Here is a 20,608-nt window from a genome sequence, read left to right as displayed (position 1 = left end):
TTAAAATTTTTCTTACTTAATCTTGTATAAACTGTGTCAGCATCTGGAATTTTATATTTTGTTATTTCTTCCAATCTTTTGCAACCATTTTCAAGGTATCTTCCCCTTATTGAGCAAAATGTTATTCCTTTCAAAATTTCTTCATCTTCATATATCGAATTTTTATTGGAATGAAAGTTAATAATATTTTTTACAAAACTAAAACAAAATCTATTTAATTTCCTTAAAGATTTACTATTTGCCTCAGGAAATAATTTTTTCTAAATTTTCACTTTCGGAGATACCGGCTTCTATGTAACACAAAAAGATTAAATTTATGTTAGCATTCCATTTATATGGAGATCAGGGAAAATCTGCTTTACACAAAAACACATGAATGGGTACTCAAAAAAAATAGGATTGCAAGAATTGGAATAACTGATTATGCACAGGATAAGCTTACTGATGTAGTATTTGTTGAATTGCCAGAATCTGGAAAATATTTTAAAAAAGGAGAAGTTGTTGCAACTCTTGAATCAGTTAAATCTGTTTCAGAAGTTTATGCTCCAATCAGCGGTAAAATTTTTTCAGTAAATGAGGCATTAAATGATGATCCAGGTTTAATAAACCGTGAGCCATATGATGGGGGATGGATTTTTGAAGTTGAAATAGAAAGCGAGGAAGATTTAAAATCTCTTATGAATTCAAAAGATTATGAAAAAATGCTGGAGGGAGAAAAATGAGCAGGGAAAATTTTAAATCGCTAATACCAGCTGAAAAAAGTGTTGCAGAACTAACATTAAGGGCGGTTATTGTTGGGGCTTTGCTTGCAATTATAATGGGTGCAGCAAATGCCTATCTTGGCTTGTATGCAGGTATGACTGTATCTGCCGCAATTCCAGGGGCAATAATGGCTCTTGCTTTGCTCAAGCCATTTAAGCCAACGGTTCTTGAAGTAACTCTTGGGATGATGGGGGCTGCTGCTGGCGAGGCGCTGGCGGCGGGCGTTATCTTTACAATTCCCGCCCTTGTTGTTATTGGGGCTTGGCATGAAATACATTACTGGGAAACAACTATAATTGCTCTTGTTGGGGGTGTTCTTGGAGTTCTATGGATGGTATTGCTGAGGAGGGCATTAATAGTAAAAACCGATTTGCCTTTCCCTGAAGGTGTTGCGGTTGCTGCAGTTATAAATACAGCTGTGGGGAAAGAAGGGAAGGGGAGTAGCTTTTGGATGCTTGCGGGAGCAATTCTTGCAGGAATAGTTAAGCTATGTCAGGTTTCATTAAATGTATTTAAAGGAAAGGTTGAGAAAATTTTTTATGCTGGTAAATATGGAGTGATGGGAAAATCAAGCAGTGGCTATTTTTATGGGGGGGTTGCTGCTTCTCCAGCTCTTCTTGGAGTTGGTTATATAATAGGGCCACAAATATCAGCTTATGTTTTTGCTGGCGGGCTGCTTGGGTGGGTTATAATTACACCTCTTATCATTCTCTCCACTGGCTTACCTGCTGGAATGCCAGCTCTTGAAGGTTTTATGGAGATATGGAGCAGTTATGTTCGCTACCTTGGTGTTGGAGCAATGGTTGTAGGCGGACTATATACTATTTGGAAATTAAGAGAAAATCTTCTTCACGGAGTTAAGGAAGCAGTGGTTGGGTTGAGAGGAGGAGCTGTTGAAGCCAAAAAGAGAACAGAGCGGGATTTGGATATAAAGAAGGTTTTCGTTACTATCGGGCTACTTATAATACCTATTTTCCTGATATATGCCTGGCTCAGCAATATGTATGCAGTAAGCTTATTCATGGCGGTCATTCTTGTTTTTCTTGCTTTTGTTGCATCAGCAATTGCTGGCTATATGGCTGGTCTGCTTGGCTCTTCAAACAATCCAATTTCTGGAGTAACTGTTGCAGTTCTTTTATTTGTGAGCATATTGATGCTTGCGTTTGGAGCGACGGGCTATGAAGGAATGACAATAGTAATAGGTATGGCGGCTGTTGTATGCTGTGCAGCGGCAATAAGTGGGGATGTGCTTCAATCAATGGCGGCTGGACAAATGCTCGGCGCCACCCCATGGAAACAGCAGATTGCAGAAATTATAGGTGTTGCTGCTGCAGCCCCAGTTCTTGCAATTGTCATACAGGCATTGGATAAGGCATACAGGATAGGGAGCGCTGATTTACCAGCTCCTCAGGCATTTCTGATGGGTGGAATTGTTAGGGGAGTTATAGGGGGAGAAATTGTATGGCCGTTTGTAATAGCTGGAGCTTTCCTTGCAGTAGTCCTCATATTGATGGATATACCTGTTCTTCCTGTTGCAATTGGAATATATTTACCATTTACTCTAACTGTTCCAATACTTGCTGGAGGAATTGTTCGAGCAATTGTTGATAGAAAACTTAGGAAAGAGGCTCCTGAGGAGGAGGAAGAGCTGAGCGATTGGGAAATGGCAATAAAAGAGACGGGTATAAAGCCGAAAGAAAAAGCTCATAGAACAGGCTTGCTTTTCTCCGCTGGCTTAATTGCTGGCGAAGCACTGATGGGTATAATAGGAGCATTTCTGATTATATTGCATGTTGATTTGGGAGTGCTTGAAGATGCGCCTGCCTGGCCTGGAATGATTGTATGGGGATATATTGCATTTCTGCTCGGATATATTGTGCTAAGGGAATTCAGGATGGCAAATGAAGGATGAGATTTTAAAGCCAGTGAGAAATGTTGAATGGTTTGAGGAAGAGGGACTTGTAAGGCTTAAAATAATGAAATTTCGTAGTAAATTTGGAAAAATTATTTGCAAAATCTTAAAAAGACCAGAATATTTTATAGTGAATTTAGATGAAGTTGGCTCATTTGCATGGAAAAGCTTTGACGGTAAAAATAGCATTGAGGACATAATGAAGATGATTGAAGAAAAATATGGAAAGGAAAAGGCTGGCGGGCTGGGCATATTTATTAAAATGCTGGAAAAAAATGAATATATAAGATTAGAATGAAGAAAATTTTATTGTTTTTTATTTTGGTTATTCTCTTGGGTTGCATAAAAGAAGAGGCAAAAGAAATTTCATGGCTTGATTATGAAAAAGGATTGCAAGAAAGCTTGAATAAAAATAAGATTGCAATTTTGGATTTTTATGCAGATTGGTGCCCTCCTTGCAGAAGAATGGAAAATGATACATATAAAAGTAAGGAAGTAATGGAGATGATGAAAAATTTTGTTGCTATAAAAGTTAATGTGGATGAGCGGCCTGAAATTGCAAATTTATATAATGTAAGCTCAATTCCAACGATAGTTTATTTAAAGGATGGAAAGGAAGTGTATAGAACAGTTGGATATAGAAATGCTGAGCAATTTTTGGCTGATATGGAAAAAGTTTTAAAAATGTAGGATTTGTTTGTCAATGATAATTGTGCATTATGGGGAAATAGGAATAAAGGGAAAAAATAGAATTTTTTTTGAAGAAAATCTTATCAGAAATATAAAGGAATTGATTAAAGGAGCGAGGGTAAGAAGAGAGCATGGAAGAATAATAGTTTATGAGGATAAAGGAAGGGAAATTCTTGAAAATATTCCTGGAATAGAAAATTTCTCTTTTGCATATGAGACAAATCCTGATATTGAGGAAATAAAAAATAAAGCAGTTGAAATCTCCAAAAAAATAGATTTTAAAAGCTTCAGAATTTTAACAAAAAGAGAAAATAAGAATTTTCCATATAACTCGCAGGAGATAAACAGAATTGTAGGTGAAGAAATAAAAAATAAATTGAATAAAAAAGTTAATCTTGAAAAACCCGAGCTAACCATATTCATTGAAATATGCAAAAGTAGGGCATATATTTATACAGAAAAAATAAAGGGAATTGGCGGCCTGCCTGTCGGAAGCCAGGGAAAAGTAATATCTCTTCTTTCTGGCGGAATAGATTCGCCTGTTGCCTCCTTCCTCATGATGAAAAGAGGTTGTAAAAATATTTTTTTGCATTTTTATAATGAAAATCTTGTAGCTTACCCAAATAAAATCGAGGAAATTGCAAAAATACTTGCAGGGTTTCAGGGTAAAACAAAAATTTATCTTCTACAATTTTCAGATGTTCAAAATGAAATTATTTCAAATATAAAATCGAAGTATAGAATGATTGTTTATAGGAGAGCAATGATGAAAATTGCAAATAATATAGCCAAAAAAGAGAAGGCAAAGGCAATTGTAACTGGTGACAGCATTGGACAGGTTGCTTCACAAACAATTGAAAATCTTGCATGCATATATGAAGCATCTTCATTGCCTGTATTTTCTCCATTGATTGGTATGAATAAGAATGAAATTGTTGATTTGGCAAGAAAAATTGGTACATATGAATTCTCTATAAAGCATATGCCAGATTGCTGTTCATTTATGGTTGCAAAGCATCCAGCAATAAAAGCAGAAATTGAAGAAATAAAAGAGATGGAAAAAGAAATAAATGAAGGAGTAATTAAAAAAGCAATTGAAAAAGCAATTTGCAAAGAATTAATATTAAATAAACATTTATCTCTATGACCCTTATAATCTATTCAGATAAATTTTTACTTCATGATAATCCAGCGCATGTAGAAAATGCATCCCGTGCTATTGCAATAATTGAATTACTTAAAAAAATGCCATTTTATGAAAAATTGAATTTTGTTGAGCCAGATGAAGCAAGTGAAGAGGAAATTAAAAAAGTTCATGATGCAAATATGGTTGAAAGAGCAAAAAAAATTGGATGGCTTGATATGGATACATATACAAACGAATTTTCATATGAGGTTGCAAAACTTGCTGCTGGAGGGGCTATTAAAGCTTGTGATGAAATAATCAAGGGAAGAGATAAGAACGCATTTGCGGTCGTGCGCCCGCCAGGCCATCACGCCACCAGGCGGGCATCGATGGGATTTTGCATTTTTAACAATGTGGCAATTGCTGCGAATTGGCTAACTGAAAGAGGTAAAAAAGTGCTTATTTTTGACCATGATGTGCATCATGGAAATGGGACGCAGGACATATTTTATGAGCGTGCAGATGTTCTTTATCAATCAATTCATCTCTACCCTCATTATCCTGGAACAGGAAGAATAGAGGAAATAGGGGGTGGAGAGGGAGAGGGATATACAGTTAATGCTCCCTTGCCTTATGGAAGCAATGAAGAATGTGTAAGGCAAATTATGGATGAAATTATGCTTCCAGTTGCTGAACAATTTTCACCTGATTTTGTCCTTATTTCTGCAGGATTTGACAGCCATCATGCAGACCCTCTTGGAGGACTTGCCCTTGGATTAAATTTTTATGGGGAGATAATAGATAAATTCAAAAATATTCAAAGTAGGATTGTTTGTATTCTTGAAGGAGGATATGTAATCAACAATATTGCAAAGGGAACTGCAATTGAAGTATCACATCTTCAGGGCGAGCCGATAAGTTTTGAGGAATATTCTGGAGGGAAAAATTGCAGGGAAATAGTCAGGGAAATTAAAAAGCTCATTGGAAACTACTGGAATTTATGAAAATTATGAGAACCACAATAGAATTAAATATTAGAAAATTATAAACCATGTGTTAGATAGGATAGGCAAGAGCATTGAAAGGAGGGCTGTAACAATCATTGAAATTGCAATTTTAATAACTCTGTTATTTTCTGCATTTATCCCTTTTATAAATATGAGCACTTCCATCAATGATTTTCTTCCTGATAATGAAGTTGTCAGGGCGGAGAAAAGGGTTGGAGAATATTTTGGAGGTGGTTCAGATAGTTCGGATACATTAATGCTGTATATAGAAAATGAAAATGTTCTTGAAGCTTCGTCGCTAAGAGAAATTTACACCATATCAAAAGAAATTGAAAAATTAGGAAATGCCACCTGCTTCAGTATCGCAAGCATTATTGATATTGTATGCAACATTGAATATGGGAAGAGCATGAAAGATTGCTCTGATGAAGAAATAATTTATGCATTAAATGATTTGATGCATGAAAAAAATTATAGCGAGATTAAAATTGCGGAAAATAATTTTTCGCACAATTATTTAAAATCTCTTTTCATAAGGGAAAGTGAGAGTAAAATTTTCTTTTCTATGGAATTATATGATTTGCCCCAGAAAAATAACTATAGAAATATATATGAATGGTTTGTAGAATTTGAAAGCAGGATAGGAAATAATTCAATTCCCTATAAAATATCAGCCAGATTTGATTTGCCCGCCATATGGATAATTGGGGCTGGATTAAAAGAAAATTTAAGGAAGAAGGATGTTGAATCAAATGTTTATCTTTGGGTTTTTGATAATGGAACATATTTTCCGATTAAATTAGATAAAAGCAGGTTTTATCTCTCAGAAAACAAAATAGTTATTGAAATTGATAAGGAAGAAATAGGTAAATTTGGCATAGGGAAATTTGGAAGCATGGCAATCCCATCAAAGCTGGCGGATATTAAAGGCGGAATAAGAAAATACCGCCTGCCGTGGTTGGGGCTTGTGATAGATGAGAAAATTTTTGGGATGGATTTTTTGAATCACAACCTGTCGCTTAGGGATATTGATAATTTATGGAAGGAAATTGCTTCAATAAATTCTTCATTTGTCTTCTTCATAAAACCTGAATTCATGGATGAGATGAAAAATTCTGCACTTGTTCTTTTGTCAAAAGATTATGAAAATATGAAGGCGAAATCAACAATTATTGTTATAGAGTTAAATTCTTCTGATTTTTCTGATTTTTATGAGAAATTAAAGAATATAAAAGGAGGCGAAGCTACTGGCGAAAAAATAGTATCATATGAAATAGACAAACTAACCGATGAATCAAATAGAATAATAGGGATTGGAATATTTATTGCGATAACAATTCTTTTATTCTTAGATTTCAGAAAAATATCCTATGTATTGCTATCATTGTTTGGTCTCTTCATTTCTCTGATATGGACATTTGGAACGATGGCTATTTTAAATATAAATTTCAGTGCCCTATCAGTTGCAATAATGCCTCTTATAATGGGGCTTGGTGTGGATTATTCAATACATCTTTTCCATAGGTATATAGAGGAGAGGAATAAGGGAAAAAAGGCGGGTGATGCAATAATAAATGCAATAACAAATACTGGAACAGCTTTATTCCTTGCAACAATCACAACATGTGTTGGATTCTTATCATTTCTTACAGCAACAATCCCTCCCCTAAGGCATTTTGGATTTTTATGTGCAATTGGAATAATCTATACATTTATTGTAACAATTACACTCCTTGCCTCCTTGAGATATATTTTTGATAAAAAGGGAGGAAAATTTGATAAAAAATCATTTTCTTTTGATTTTTTGATTAAAAAGCCATCAATTTTTGTTGTTAAAAAACCAAAAATTGTTATTCTATCTTTCCTCATTTTTACAATAATAATGCTTTTTGGAATTGCAAATGTTAAAACTAGTTTTAGAATAGAAGAATTTCTGCCCGAGGAAAGCACTTCAATAAAAACTTTAAATAGGATAGGTAGCGATTTTCCATTTTTCAGTCAAAATGAAGATTATATCCTTATAGAAGAAAATGTTACCAGAGTTAGAACATTAAAAGAAATTAAAGAAATGCAAAAGAATATGAGGGATGATGATTTTGTTGTAAAAACTCCAGATGGTGGGATAAAAGTTTTATCCATAGTTAGCATTATCGAAGATGCGATTAAGGAAAATAGAACATTTGCTGAAAAATTTAATATAGGGGAGGATGGAATCCCGAAAAGCGATGAAGATGTAAAAAATATTTATGATTATTTATATGAAAGTGATAAATATAAAGAAGAGGTAAAGAGAGTTTTGCATAGAGAAAATGGTGAATACGATGCAACAGTTATTAGAATCTATAATAATGCAATTTCTGCAAGTGGTGATTTGAATAAAAATATAGAAAAATTTTATAATCAACTCAAGGAAGATAAGGTAGGAAATGCAATAATTACAGGACCAACCATATTAACATATACAATAACATCTTCTCTTGTAAAAAATCAGGTTGTATCCACTTTAATGTGCATTATAATTTCTGCAATAATTCTTGCATTTATATATAAAGATTTAATTCTCGGCATCTTGAATATTGTTCCTGTTGGACTCGCTTCCATTTGGATTATTGGAAGCATGGCATTTATGAACTATTCATTAAATGTGATGACAATAATGGTAACATCTCTTACAATTGGCTTAGGAATAACATACTCCATACACATAACTGATAAATTCAGGAAATCAGATAGAAGTAAGGAAAGTATAACTGAAATCCTTTCTTCAACTGGTTCAGCTATAGTCGGAGCCGCACTCACCACAATCGCCGGCTTTTCCATGCTCATTTTCTCGCCGATGCCGCCCGAGAGGCAATTTGGGGTTATAATGTGTTTAACTATTCTTTACTCTTTTATTGCTTCAATAGCATTGCTTCCATCAATATTGCTGATACTGAAGAAAAAATAGTTATTCTTTTATTCCTATTGCATAGAACTGGGGAAAGAAATTGAATTCTATGCCTTCTTCAATTGCCTTCATGTGCTCTTCCTCCCATTCCTTTATTTCCTCGTCACTTAGCCCTTCTCTCCTTAAAACATTTTCATAAAAATTTTTTGCCCTTAAATAAGAGATTTTATCTTCTTCACAACTCCATATTCTTTTATTCCCGAGCCCTATTTTTGTTTTTAAACCAGCTCTTACAAACAGCATCCTCAATTTTCTTCCTATGTATGGATCTCCTCCTCTATTTTTTATTGCTTTACCCGAAAATATTTCATCAACTTTTGGAAAAGGAGGCCAGTGTATTTTTCCTCCAAAATCTGGCTCAAGAGTTGCAACAACCTTTCCTCCTTTCTTTATAACTCTTGCCATTTCATTTATTACTTTTTGTGGCTCTTTTACCCACATGAAAAGAAGATTGCATGTAACAATATCAAATGTATCATCTTTGAAAGGAAGATAATGAGCATCTCCAATGCATAAATCAACATTTCTTATACCTTCAAGAACCTCTTTTGCTATTTCAAGCATTTCAAAGGACTCATCTATTGCAATAACCTCTCCATTTGTATGATTGCATATATCCTTTGTTACCGCTCCCGAGCCGCATCCGACATCAAGTATTAGTTTTGCATCTTTCAAACCCGCTTCAATATAAATTGGGTGCCTTTCTTCAGCTGTTTCTAATGCCTGCTGTTCAAGCTTCCTTATGAAATCTTCTATCTCTTTCTTATCCCTGTTTAGAGGCATTAACAAAATATTTTTTTATCTATTTAAGTTATTCCTTTATGTTCTGTATAATTTTTTCAAAAGAGGATGAAGCAAGTATAAATATTTCAAGGTTTATAATGCAAAAAAGGAAATGGAAAAAGGAGAAAGAAGTTTATATTTCTGATAATTTTTTATTGTATTTTATAGATGATTTACATATCTATCATGATGATATTGATAAGGAAATAGAGGCAAAAGGGTATAAAGTAGATACATTAGTTTTTGCATCTCGCCATGCATCATTACAAAACAGAAAAACATTGAGTGTGCATGCTATAGGGAATTTTGGAATTGCTGAATATGGTGGAAAAGATGGCAAACTCGTCAAATGCAGTCCTCTCTTAATGCTAAGCGCTCTTAAAATTCTAAAAGAAAAAAATTTGGGAGATTATGAAGTTTGTTATGAAGCAACGCACCACGGCCCCTATTTAGAAAAACCCTCTTTTTTCATAGAGGTGGGGAGCACAAAGGAAGAATGGAATGACGAAAAGGCATGCAAGGCAATAGCGGAAACAATTCTTGAAATGAATGAGGAAAAAGCAAAGGTTGCAATAGGGATAGGTGGGGGACATTATGCCCCCAGATTTAGCGAGATTGCAATTGAAAAAAATGTTGCCTTCGGGCATATAGCTCCTAAATATGTGAAATTAGATGATGAAATTTTGCTTAAAATGAAAAATTCAACACCTTATTGCGAGATGGCATATTTGCATGGCAAAATTGAAGGAATTGAGGAAAAAATTAAAAAAATTGGTCTTGAAATAGGCTAATACTTTATTTTAAAATCCTTCTCTCCTTTTATCTCCTCCTCTTCTATTTCCACTCTTTCCACTTTTGCGAGAGGTGGCCCCCGATGGCACCACTCTATCATTTCCTTTATTTTATTTTCATCTCCCTCAAAAACGGCAAAAACACTTCCATCTGGCATATTTTTTACCCATCCACCCAAGCCAAGTTTATCCGCCATTTCTTTTGTATGTGCTCTGAACCAAACTCCCTGAACTCTTCCGTATATTCTAACTCTTACCCTCTTCATAAAAATTTTATAAAAGAAGAGTATAAAAAGAAAACTGTTTACTTGTAAAAATTTTTTACCAAATACTATAAATATAAATTATAATATTACACCATGGAACTGCCACCTGAAGCACAAACAATAAAAGATTTAAATAATGTTGCTGGGATAATATCACTTATATTTGCTATAATATTTTTTGTAATAGGAGTTGTTACCCTTATAATATTTATAGGAATAATTTTCATAGTTTTCGGGGTAATTAATTTAATTATAAGGAGCAATATCAGGGAAATAAATAATTTCATAGATAATAAGGAATATAGCAAGGCGAAGGAAAAACAACTTTTATGGGTTGTAAATAGGATTTATATTGGGTGGGCTAATCATTGGAATAATATTACTCATTGCATATCTAAAATATGATGATTTGTTAAGAAAAGAAAAAACAGTTTAATATTTGCCCTGTCTTAATTTTTTCGATAGAAAAAAATAAATTTACAAATTGCTATTATTTTGTGGGCCCGTAGCTTAGCCAGGTGGAGCGTCTGGCTCATAACCAGATGGTCGCCGGTTCAAATCCGGCCGGGCCCATTAATATTGCATGCTAATAGATTATTACAGCAATTGCCTCAATTTCTTTTTCTTTGCTCAATGCTCCAGCTTTTGCAATAACTTTTAAGATATATTTTCCAATAGAAGATTTAATCCAATTCCATTCAAAAGGAGGAGTAGAATCTTTCTCAATCAAAATTCCATTTAAATAAAAATAAACTTCATCTATATAGCAAATGACCTCTGCTTCAACATTTATATATCTCATTATTATTGTTTTTTCAATTTTCATAATTTCTCTATTAAAAATATAAAGAAAATTCTCAACCTGGTTTTTTAATTTCAATTTCCATATAAAACATATGAATAAATATTTGGTTGGGCATTTTATTCTCTATATCATATATTTATACCCCCACTTAATCCATCCCACTTAATTAATCCCTTATCTTCATATTAAGAAAGATTCCTAATTTCTTGTCTAAAATTTTCTATGAAATTTTGAGGTATAAAAATTGATTGTGTGTGTATCTTGTTTTTTTTAAACTCACCATTTTGTTGCTTCTGCGGTAATCTATGCAAGCCATTCCATTTTGGTTGATATTCTCCTATATGAGGAATAAAATTTTCATCATTAGTTAAAAAATTCTCATTATCTTTTGGTCTCCATATTCCAGATACCCATAAACTTTCTTCATTTAAATGGCCACTTGTTGAGTCATCTCATAAAATTTCTGCTTTACAAGAATAATTGAATTTTAAGCCATTCAATGTTTTTCTAAAATACTCGATTTTTGATTCTTCTGGGGGATGTTCAACAAGCCCGCCAGTTACATTTGAAAGCTCAACACCTAGAGAATGAATTAAATAAGCCTACATCAGCATATTTATATCACCTTTTCATGTCTATGGGTATTGATTTCGAAACCCAAATCCTCCTTTAAATATCCTAATAGATTTTTTCCATTTGTTGAAGAATTTCCTTTATCATAACTTGATTTCAGCGAGCAAAAAATCCCAATCAGATTGAAAATTAAATTTTACTCCTTCTTCATATAGCATATTTGAAAGCTTTAATAAATCTCCTCTATATCTCCAAAAATAATTTTCATCATCAAAACTTGTTGGTGCTTCATTATGGGATACAATAGAAACATAAATTGTAGGATATTTTTTGCACTCATTTCTAAAATTTAAACTTTGAAAAAATTGCAAATAAGAAAAGCGTAATTCCAATTATTTTCATATTAGATATATTGGAATTTTTTATTTAATTTTTTTTTCTTTTCCTTGAGATTATCAGCAAAACTGCGATTGCAAATAAAATGAACTCGAAGCTTGGGGCCTCTTTTTTCTTTACTGTTATTGTTTTTGTTATGGTTGAGCTTGCCCCACAGTCATCTTTTAATATCAATGTTACTTCATATTCTCCAGGTTTTTCATATACATGCATTGGATTTTTCTCGTATGAAACATTTCCATCTCCAAATTTCCAGATATATGATATTATTTCTCCATCCATATCTGTTGATAAATCAGTAAATGATACCTCCTCGCCAGGAGCCACCTCCTCTGGTGAAAATATAAAATCTGCGCTCGGCTCCCTGTTGGTTATTTCTATTTCTTTTTCCAATTCTTTTTTACTTCCATTGTTATCAATAATAACAAGTTTAACTTTATAAATTCCTGGCTTTATGTATTTATGATGGGAGATGTTTTCATAGGCAACGCCTCCATCTCCAAAGCTCCATGTATAATTAACTATGCTTCCATCCAAATCATAGCTATTGCTTGCATTAAATTCAATTACCTCATATGATTTTGCATTTTCCTTAAATGAGAAATCTGCACATGGAGGAACATTTTTTATTGAAATGTTTAGCGAAAAGATGCCAGTTTCATTGCTTTTATCCTTAACTGTTAAAGTTATTGTATAATTTCCAGGAATTGTATAGTTGTGGTTTGGATTTCTTTCATTGCTTGTTGAACCATCTCCAAAATTCCAGAGCCACGAAACTATGTCATTATCTCCATTTTCATCATATGATGAATCGAAGAACATTATGTTTTCAAAAGAGAAAGGCAAAGATGGATAGAAATAAAATTTTGCAATTGGCTTCTCGTTTGGAATAAAAGCTGCTGAACATTTTTCCATCAAAGGATAGAAATCATAGCTTCCGTTTATTTTATATGGTGCATCTCCAATTCCATCACTGCCACTTATATTCTGTCCCTCACCTTTCATTATATCCTTTCCAGAATAGTCATGCCAGTAGTTGCCTCCTTGTGGATAACTTGTATTCCAGCTGTTATTCCCTCTTTCAATTGCATTTATTGAATTATAAACAAAATTATTTGAATATATTCTGCTGCTTCCATATGCCTCAATTCCAACTTCATTTCTCCAGAAAGAGCAATTTATTAGAGTGTTGTTTCCATAGAGCAAAATTCCTTTTTTGTTGTGATGGATCAATATTTTTTCAATTATGTTATTTACTCCATCAGCAAGAATTGATATATTATTTTCCGATAAATTTCCATAAGAAAATCTGCAATCTGATGAATTTATTTTAATTCCAACATCGTTTTTATAACCTGTTATGTTTATCAATGAAAATTTTGAATTTTCAATCAAAATTCCGATGCTGTTGTTTGCCAAAATGCTATTTTCTAAAAATCCAGTAACATTTATGAATTTGGATATACTATTACTTTCAAAAGATGAATTTCTTATTGAAACACTCGAAGAATTAAATAATATTTCTCCATTTTTATAAAAAACACTGTTGTTTATATCAATATTTCCATTTTTTGAACTGAAATTTCCCGATAGATTGCATTTCTGCATATAAAGATTGCATTCCGTAGCATCGAATTTTTTAACCGAAGTATTTAATATTGAAATTTTTGAAATTTCTCCATAAATTTTTTCGATGCATGAATTTGATATATTTAAATCCGAATTTTTAAATGATACAAATGAAATATTTGAATTATTCAATGAAACATTTCCATTGTATATTATTCCATCAATATTATTCATAAGTGCGTTTATTTGCTGAATTTCAACTCCTTCCACATTCTCTATGCTGAAACCATAAATATTTCCATAAAAACTTAGCAAAGTCATCCTTACATAAGAAAACTCTCTTTCAATGTTAAATAGATTAATACCTTTTGTATTTCCTTCAAATGAGCAATTATAAATCAGCAAATCCTGAGAAGATTTCAACGACAGCCCCCATGAATTATTGCTTATTACTAAGTTCTCAAAAGATAAATTCCTTCCCTTCAGAACATAAATTCCTTCTATATTTTCTCCCACAGCCCCCCCTCTCATCATTACATTTTCACATCCCGCCAGCAGCACCTCGCCCGCATGCGAGTTGCTGAAATTAACCAGCGAGATGTTTCTGCATTCAACCAGGGCGAGATAACCATAGCTTCCATTTATTTCGATGTTTGATGCGTTCCTCATGTACAAAAATGATAGATTATTTGCTTTATTATTTTCATATATTGTCTGATAAAAATGAGAGATTTCACTTCCTTCCATATCAAAGTTGTATTTATTCCCCGTGAAGTTATTTCCAGAAATGTTGTTATATGGAGAGAAGAAAATTCTCAAGCCATATTCATTTTCATTTATTATATTTTCATAAACTGAATTAAAAGAATTTTTTAAATATATTCCTCCGTTATTTTTATAAATTGTTGAGGAGTAAATTGAATTGTTGTTTCCCTCGCACACTATTGCAATTGAATTGTTTGAAAATGAGCAATTTGATATCCTATTACCATTTCCCGCTTTAATTCCATAAGTATTTTTTGAAAATGAGCAGTTCTCTATGTATGTATTGTTTATATAAACACCAGCATCATTTTCTTCAAATATGCTGTAATAAATTTGTGAATTATTGCTTTCCATACCTATTTTACAATTACTGATTGAGCAATTCCTTATTGTTATATTATTTCCTATTATTCCATTCTCCAGATTGTTTATTGAAGAATTTACTATTTCTCCTGAATTAATGAAAATTCCATTTTTTCCATAATCTATTGTAACATTTTCAATGTATAGATAGGAGATATCTGAATAAATTGAGAATGTGTTGTTTGAAAGGAATAAATCAAAAAATGTTGTGTTGATCGAGTTTGTTACATATAATCCATAATAATTATTTTCCAGTTTGTTATATCCAATAAAAAAGTTGCTTGCATTTATATAGATTCCAAATCCGTTTGACTTTATATTATTGCTGACTATCTCATTAAATTCTCTTAGATACAAGCCATATATGCATCCACTTATTTCATTACTTATTATTTTATTTGCCCCATTCTTAACATTGAACCCATAAAATGCTCCATAAATTAAGTTTTCATAAAATTCATTTTCCTCGCCATTTACTTCAATTCCCCCTTCTATGGAATTATTTCTAAAGATATTTTTATCTCCTGTTTCAATTCCTCCTTTAATTTTATTTTTAGAAAAGGAATTACCTTTTTCTATATTTATTTTATTTGCTTCTAAATTGCAATTCTCTACAGAGCAATTCTCTTTTGCGGAAAATGAAAAACCTTTTGAATTAATTTTGTAAAAAATCACTCCCTTAAGCAAACTTACATTTCCATGTATTGTTGCATTTATTCCCTCTATTAAAACTTCTTTATTAACTTCTATATCTTCTTCATATATTCCTTCCCTTATATAAATATATGTTCCATTGCTTGCATTATTCAATGCGTCATTTATTCTATTCCATGTATGGTTGTCTGGGTCATAAACATTTTCATCAACATAAAAATCCGCGACTAAAATAGAGTAGGTGATATTTGCCTTTTCATTATCATCATCAAAAACAGTTAAAGTAACATTATAGGTTCCAGATGAATTATAAGAATGCTCAACAACAATTCCATAACCAGCACTTCCATCTCCAAAATCCCAGGTATAATTTGCTATATATCCATCTAAATCATAGCTGTTGCTTGCATCGAATGTTATATTTTTATTTGGTATGGGATAAAACGGCTCCCATGAGAAATTTGCAAATGGGGGAATATTATAAACCACAACATCTCTCCAGGTATAATTAAATGCTCCTTCATTGTCTATTACAAATAGATATATACGATAGGTTCCACTATCATTGTATTTATATGAAATTGTGCTGTTATAAAATATATTTCCTCCACCAAAATCCCATATCCATTGGGTTATATATCCATCAGTATCATATGAATTGCTTGTAAATGTTATATTATCAAGAGATGTAGGACTTGATGGCTCCCATGAAAAATTTACAACAGGCATCTTATTTGAAATATTTATTTCCCTTGTTATTGAGTTTGCTGAACCATTATTATCTCTAACAGTCAAGGTAACATTGCATCTCCCTGAAATTGTGTATGTATGCATTACAACCGCTCCGTATCCAGTGCTTCCATCCCCAAAATCCCAGGTATAATTTGCTACATATCCATCTAAATCGTTGCTTGCATCATAATTAAAATTTCCCAAAAAAGTAAAATTGGTGCCCTCCGCCATCCAGTAAAATTTTGCGGCGGGCGGGCGATTGAGCACATGTATTTGCTTTACAACCGCATTTCTATCTATAATTCCGCTTTCATTGTATAAGGTTAATTCATGTGTAACATTATATACACCAGGGATGGAATATGTATGATTTGTATTTTTTTCATAACTTATGCTTCCGTCCCCAAAGTTCCAGGAAAAATTTACAGCATATGGACAATTTGTTAAATTTTCTCCATTATATGTGGAGTTATCCCAGAAAAAAACATTTTGAAATGTTAGTGGTGTTTCTGGCTCGAAATAGAAATCAGCAACCAATTCAGCATTTGCACTTTTTATAAAAAATACTAAGGATAGCAATATCAAAATGCCAATTGCTTTTACCCTTTTCTCCATGCTATTCACCTTACTATAATCAATTGGTTATTTATAATTCTTATCTAAATCTTACTGTCTCGAGATTTTTTATTGCAAGTGTTTTTATTCCAAATTTTTTGTATAAGTTTGCTGCCAGGTCCATGCATTTTACTTCCTCTCCATGATTCAATATTATCCTTTTTGGCTTTGGGGAAATATTTTTTATGAAATTCATTAACTGATTTCTATCTGAATGACCCGAGAAACCATCACAAGTTTCAATATTCATTTCAACTTTTATTTCCTTGCCTCCAACAATAATTTCCTTGCTTCCTCTCTGTAATTTTCTTCCAAGAGTGCCTTCTGCCTGATAACCAACAAATATAAGAGTGCTTCTTGAATCATCCGCCCAAGATTTGAAATACTCCATTATTGGTCCGCCATTAAGCATTCCACTTGTTGCAAGAACAATGCATTCATTGCTTTCATCTATAATTTCCCTTCTTTTATCAACGCTATCAACTCTTTCAAAAAATTCAGCCATTAAAGGATTTTCTCCCTCCTGAAATATTTTTTTCCTCAAATCAGCATTCAAATATTCGGGATAAACAGTGTGAATTGATGTTGCCTCCCATATCATTCCATCAAGATAAACAGGCACCTGAGGCAATTCCTTCTCCTTCATAAGCTGTTCAATTACTATCATCACTTCCTGCGACCTTCCAATTGCAAATACAGGTATCAAAACCTTCCCCTTATTTTCGAGTGTCCTCTTTATAATGTCCCGAAGTTGCTCACCCGCCTTCTTGCGCGATGGTTGAATATCATCCCTTCCTCCGTAAGTTGATTCAAGCACAATTGCCTCAAGGCGCGGGAAATGGGTTGCAGCCGCACTGAAAAGCCAGGTTTTTTCATACTTTATATCTCCTGAAAATGCGATGTTAAAAAGTCCGTCTCCTATATGCAGGTGGCATATTGATGAGCCCAGTATATGTCCAGCTCTATGCATTGTTAATTTTATATCTGGTGCTATATCTATTGTATCGCCATAATTTAGCGGGATTGTATTCTGAATTTCTTTTCTTATATGCTCGGAACTGTAAGGAGCTTTCTTTGCCTCATCAGCGCAAACCCTCAAATAGTCCATCTGTAAAAGAACCATAACATCTCTTGTTGGGTATGTTGAATAAACAGGTCCATCATATCCATATTTGAAAAGCATTGGAACAAGTCCGGAGTGGTCAAGATGGGCATGGGTTACAACAACACCATCTATGGATTCGAAGGGTAATACTTCTGGCATATGAAGGTATGGAGAGCCATTTTCAGTTGATGAAACATCCAACCCACAATCAATCAATATCTTGCTATCATTTGTAGAGAGAAGTGTGCAAGACCTCCCAACTTCCCTATATCCTCCAAGTGATGTTATCCTCACCCATTTTTCTCCCTCACTTATTCCTCTATGCAATCTTCTTCCGAATCTCCTTAAGAATTTTATTCTATCCTCAGAAACAAGCCTCAAATATTTTCTTATATCCTGGACAGTTTTTGATGGCATTGGTGGTGCTCTTATCACTTTTGGAGCCCATCCTATGGTTTTTCTTATTTCATTAAGCAGATTTCCCTTTTTTCCTATGGCTATTCCTGGTTTCTCAACCTCAAGGGTTACCTCTCCAATATCGGGCTCAAAATATACATTTACAAGATTTGCTTCTTTTGGAACCAGTTCCTTTATTTTTTCCTCTGCCTTATCAGGTTCCATCAAAACAGATGAATCAGCCCTTACAACAATTCTTTTTTGAAGTTTTTTTGCGAGTTGTTTTACAATTTCATCTTGCTCAGCAAATTTTTCAGGATCCTTTGTATAAATAACTAACTCAGCTCCTTCAAACTCCACACCTGTTATGCTTATACTTGAAGGTATAGATGCTCTTATTTCCTCTTTTATTTTCTCCAAAATTTCTTCTATTGGCATGAAAGTTATAATCCTATCTTTTTTCTTCTTTCCTCTATTTCATCATCTTTAAGTTCTCTATATTCCTTATCAGTTATCACAACAACATCAACACCGTCGCCAGACGCCGAATCGCGCCTCATTGCAGCGACAAGTGCCCTTATTGCAAGGTCAATTCCCTCATCAATACTCATTTCCTTGCGATAGTTATCCTCGAGCACACCAAACACATATGGTGAGCCAGAGCCAGTTGTGGTATATATATCTTCAATTGCTCCTCCAGCAGCATCTAGGGAAAAAACATGCGGGCCAGATGAATCAACTCCTCCTATTATAAGCTGTACATAGTATGGATAAAATTTCCTCTGATTTAGAAAGTTTGCCATCAAAGTTGCTGCTCCCTTTACTGGCATTTTTTCATCTCTTTCAAGTTTGTATAGCTCTGATTCCACTCTCATGTATCTTGCGAGAATCTGTGCATCACCCACCAACCCTGCAGTTGTAAGTAGTAAGTGATCATCTATCTTATATATTTTCTTTGCAACCTTGTGAGCAATAAGTGTGCCCATTGTGGCTCGTCTTTCTGCCGCCGCTATAACACCATCTTTACAAACCATTGCAAGGGTTGTTGTTCCTTTTTTATTCTCCATACTATCCCTCAAAATAGCAATTTTAATATAGCAGAGGTATATAAATATTTCGTGAGAGAATTGCTGAACAAGATAAAATGGGATAAGAAATATGATTTTAATAAGGTTACTCTATGGTATATAAGCAGGGGAGAGAGAAATGATACGGGTATATTGAAGGGAGAAGATATAATAACCATAGGAAAGAATTTTCTGGAAACAAAAAACGGTATGATACCATATCACAGGATAATAAAAGTGGAATATGAAGGTAAAGAATTTAAATTTTGATTTACATTATCTTTAAATAGGAAATTTCTTCGCTTTCAGCTTTATTTCCAGCCATATCATAAGCAACAATCTTTAATTTATTAATTGAGCACGGAAATTCCTGCGGCAATTCAATGCTATATGGGGGGGCATAATCCTTCCAGAGTGTTTGGTTGTTAATTAAAAATTCAACAAAATAAATTCCTGACCTACTATCATTTGCCTCAACCTCCGCAACAAATTTTCCTATTATATATGTATTTTCGAACAATGTTGGAATTATCTTTCGGGAGGCTATATAAATATAGCCCTCCTCGGGCGCCCTGATGGTGAGGGTGGGCACTCTCGTGTCTATTTTTATTGTTATATTCTTTTCCTCCTCGCGATTTCCTGCATTATCGATGCTGTAAAATCTTATAATATGTTCTCCGTCAACAGATATATTTATTTCTCCCTTATATTCTTCCCATTCCCCGTCATTAATTCTGTAAAATGTTTTATTAATTCCAGAAAGGGCATCGCTTGCATTTAAACTTATTATTGCTGTGCTTCTTATCCATCCATTATTTCCATATGTTGCATTTATTGAATAATTTGTAAGTGGGGGGGTATAATCTATCCTTATTGTTGTATTTTTTTCCTGTTCATGATTTCCTGCATTATCGATGCTGTAAAATCTTAGTATATTTATTCCCTCATTGCTTATGTTGAAACTTCCATTGTATTCATTCCAGATATCATCTATCTTGTAAAATGTTTTATTAATTCCAGCGAGATTATCTGTTGCATTTAAAATTACTTCAATGCTTTTATTATACCATTCCTTTCCCTCTCCAACGCTATAATTTGTCTCTGGGGGTATATTATCGAAAATAACTTCAATTTCATCACTGTCACTTGCCTCATCGTTATCAAAAACAGTTAAAGTAACATTATAGGTTCCAGATGAATTATAAGAATGCTCAACAACAATTCCATAACCAGCACTTCCATCTCCAAAATCCCAGGTATAATTTGCTATATATCCATCTAAAT

Annotated in this window: 16 protein-coding genes, 1 tRNA gene and 1 pseudogene; 11 read left to right on the top strand and 7 right to left on the bottom strand. The window is 33.4% G+C overall.

The window, feature by feature from the left end:
- The first annotated feature begins 335 nt into the window (after window positions 1-335).
- Genes gcvH through H5T45_04875 form a run of 7 tightly spaced genes read left to right on the top strand, consistent with a single transcriptional unit; the run spans window position 336 to window position 8,444 of the window.
- Window positions 336-722, top strand: coding sequence for a glycine cleavage system protein GcvH (gene gcvH, locus H5T45_04905; GenBank protein ID MBC7129052.1), 387 nt, complete (start codon window positions 336-338; stop codon window positions 720-722).
- Window positions 719-2,674 (top strand): oligopeptide transporter, OPT family, encoded by a 1,956-nt coding sequence (locus H5T45_04900; protein ID MBC7129051.1) that lies wholly within the window; start codon window positions 719-721, stop codon window positions 2,672-2,674. Before gcvH ends, H5T45_04900 begins: the two co-directional genes overlap by 4 nt.
- Complete coding sequence (locus H5T45_04895; GenBank protein ID MBC7129050.1) at window positions 2,664-2,972, top strand: PqqD family protein; 309 nt, start codon at window positions 2,664-2,666, stop codon at window positions 2,970-2,972. Before H5T45_04900 ends, H5T45_04895 begins: the two co-directional genes overlap by 11 nt.
- 35 nt (window positions 2,973-3,007) lie before the next feature.
- The gene (locus H5T45_04890) at window positions 3,008-3,364 is read left to right on the top strand and encodes a thioredoxin family protein (protein ID MBC7129049.1); all 357 of its coding nucleotides are present in this window, start codon (window positions 3,008-3,010) and stop codon (window positions 3,362-3,364) included.
- A gap of 1 nt (window position 3,365) precedes the next feature.
- Entirely contained in the window at window positions 3,366-4,511 is a 1,146-nt protein-coding gene (gene thiI / locus H5T45_04885) for a tRNA 4-thiouridine(8) synthase ThiI (protein MBC7129048.1), read from the top strand.
- Window positions 4,508-5,494: a histone deacetylase gene (locus H5T45_04880; GenBank protein ID MBC7129047.1), complete on the top strand. Its 987-nt coding sequence runs from the start codon at window positions 4,508-4,510 to the stop codon at window positions 5,492-5,494. Before thiI ends, H5T45_04880 begins: the two co-directional genes overlap by 4 nt.
- 49 nt (window positions 5,495-5,543) lie before the next feature.
- Window positions 5,544-8,444, top strand: a complete 2,901-nt coding sequence (locus H5T45_04875) for an MMPL family transporter (protein ID MBC7129046.1) — start codon at window positions 5,544-5,546, stop codon at window positions 8,442-8,444.
- Here the strand turns inward: H5T45_04875 and H5T45_04870 are convergent, their stop codons facing one another.
- Window positions 8,445-9,227, bottom strand: a complete 783-nt coding sequence (locus H5T45_04870) for a class I SAM-dependent methyltransferase (GenBank protein MBC7129045.1) — start codon at window positions 9,225-9,227, stop codon at window positions 8,445-8,447. It lies immediately after the preceding gene.
- Window positions 9,228-9,265: 38 nt separating this feature from the next.
- On the opposite strand from H5T45_04870, the gene H5T45_04865 reads away from it, so the two are divergent.
- Window positions 9,266-10,018 carry a transposase gene (locus tag H5T45_04865; protein MBC7129044.1) on the top strand — a complete coding sequence of 251 codons (753 nt, stop codon included), beginning with the start codon at window positions 9,266-9,268 and terminating at the stop codon, window positions 10,016-10,018.
- On the opposite strand, the gene H5T45_04860 is transcribed toward H5T45_04865, so the two are convergent.
- Window positions 10,015-10,284 carry an acylphosphatase gene (locus H5T45_04860; protein ID MBC7129043.1) on the bottom strand — a complete coding sequence of 90 codons (270 nt, stop codon included), beginning with the start codon at window positions 10,282-10,284 and terminating at the stop codon, window positions 10,015-10,017. The genes H5T45_04865 and H5T45_04860 overlap by 4 nt on opposite strands.
- 93 nt (window positions 10,285-10,377) lie before the next feature.
- Here H5T45_04860 and H5T45_04855 point away from each other — a divergent pair.
- A pseudogene (locus tag H5T45_04855) lies at window positions 10,378-10,720 on the top strand (hypothetical protein).
- A gap of 63 nt (window positions 10,721-10,783) precedes the next feature.
- Window positions 10,784-10,857 (top strand) — tRNA-Ile (locus H5T45_04850).
- 13 nt (window positions 10,858-10,870) lie between these two features.
- Here H5T45_04850 and H5T45_04845 read toward each other — a convergent pair.
- The 4 genes from H5T45_04845 to psmB all read right to left on the bottom strand — a co-directional run bounded on the left by H5T45_04845 (window position 10,871) and on the right by psmB (window position 19,324).
- The gene (locus H5T45_04845; GenBank protein ID MBC7129042.1) at window positions 10,871-11,110 is read right to left on the bottom strand and encodes an Ig-like domain-containing protein; all 240 of its coding nucleotides are present in this window, start codon (window positions 11,108-11,110) and stop codon (window positions 10,871-10,873) included.
- Between the two features lie 978 nt (window positions 11,111-12,088).
- Complete coding sequence (locus H5T45_04840) at window positions 12,089-16,756, bottom strand: PKD domain-containing protein (protein MBC7129041.1); 4,668 nt, start codon at window positions 16,754-16,756, stop codon at window positions 12,089-12,091.
- 40 nt (window positions 16,757-16,796) lie between these two features.
- Window positions 16,797-18,695, bottom strand: coding sequence for a beta-CASP ribonuclease aCPSF1 (locus H5T45_04835; protein MBC7129040.1), 1,899 nt, complete (start codon window positions 18,693-18,695; stop codon window positions 16,797-16,799).
- A gap of 5 nt (window positions 18,696-18,700) precedes the next feature.
- The gene (psmB, locus tag H5T45_04830) at window positions 18,701-19,324 is read right to left on the bottom strand and encodes an archaeal proteasome endopeptidase complex subunit beta (GenBank protein ID MBC7129039.1); all 624 of its coding nucleotides are present in this window, start codon (window positions 19,322-19,324) and stop codon (window positions 18,701-18,703) included.
- Between the two features lie 51 nt (window positions 19,325-19,375).
- Between psmB and H5T45_04825 the strand changes: the two genes are divergently transcribed.
- Window positions 19,376-19,594 carry a DUF504 domain-containing protein gene (locus tag H5T45_04825; protein ID MBC7129038.1) on the top strand — a complete coding sequence of 73 codons (219 nt, stop codon included), beginning with the start codon at window positions 19,376-19,378 and terminating at the stop codon, window positions 19,592-19,594.
- A gap of 1 nt (window position 19,595) precedes the next feature.
- Here H5T45_04825 and H5T45_04820 read toward each other — a convergent pair.
- The coding region (locus H5T45_04820; GenBank protein ID MBC7129037.1) for a PKD domain-containing protein at window positions 19,596-20,608 on the bottom strand (1,013 nt) is incomplete at its 5' end.

This window comes from Thermoplasmatales archaeon, assembly GCA_014361245.1.
Lineage (GTDB): Archaea > Thermoplasmatota > E2 > UBA202 > JdFR-43 > JACIWB01.
Note: the sequence above shows the minus strand (reverse complement) of the source record. Positions and strands in the feature narration are given on the sequence as shown.

What these genes read in the sequence shown, in the direction of transcription:
- gcvH (MBC7129052.1), top strand. Translation starts at nt 336, where the DNA reads ATGGAGATCAGGGAAAATCTGCTTTACACAAAAACACATGAATGGGTA.
- H5T45_04900 (MBC7129051.1), top strand. Translation starts at nt 719, where the DNA reads ATGAGCAGGGAAAATTTTAAATCGCTAATACCAGCTGAAAAAAGTGTT.
- H5T45_04895 (MBC7129050.1), top strand. Translation starts at nt 2,664, where the DNA reads ATGAAGGATGAGATTTTAAAGCCAGTGAGAAATGTTGAATGGTTTGAG.
- H5T45_04880 (MBC7129047.1), top strand. Translation starts at nt 4,508, where the DNA reads ATGACCCTTATAATCTATTCAGATAAATTTTTACTTCATGATAATCCA.
- H5T45_04870 (MBC7129045.1), bottom strand. Translation starts at nt 9,227, where the DNA reads ATGCCTCTAAACAGGGATAAGAAAGAGATAGAAGATTTCATAAGGAAG.
- H5T45_04865 (MBC7129044.1), top strand. Translation starts at nt 9,266, where the DNA reads ATGTTCTGTATAATTTTTTCAAAAGAGGATGAAGCAAGTATAAATATT.
- H5T45_04860 (MBC7129043.1), bottom strand. Translation starts at nt 10,284, where the DNA reads ATGAAGAGGGTAAGAGTTAGAATATACGGAAGAGTTCAGGGAGTTTGG.
- H5T45_04845 (MBC7129042.1), bottom strand. Translation starts at nt 11,110, where the DNA reads ATGAAAATTGAAAAAACAATAATAATGAGATATATAAATGTTGAAGCA.
- H5T45_04840 (MBC7129041.1), bottom strand. Translation starts at nt 16,756, where the DNA reads ATGGAGAAAAGGGTAAAAGCAATTGGCATTTTGATATTGCTATCCTTA.
- H5T45_04835 (MBC7129040.1), bottom strand. Translation starts at nt 18,695, where the DNA reads ATGCCAATAGAAGAAATTTTGGAGAAAATAAAAGAGGAAATAAGAGCA.
- psmB (MBC7129039.1), bottom strand. Translation starts at nt 19,324, where the DNA reads ATGGAGAATAAAAAAGGAACAACAACCCTTGCAATGGTTTGTAAAGAT.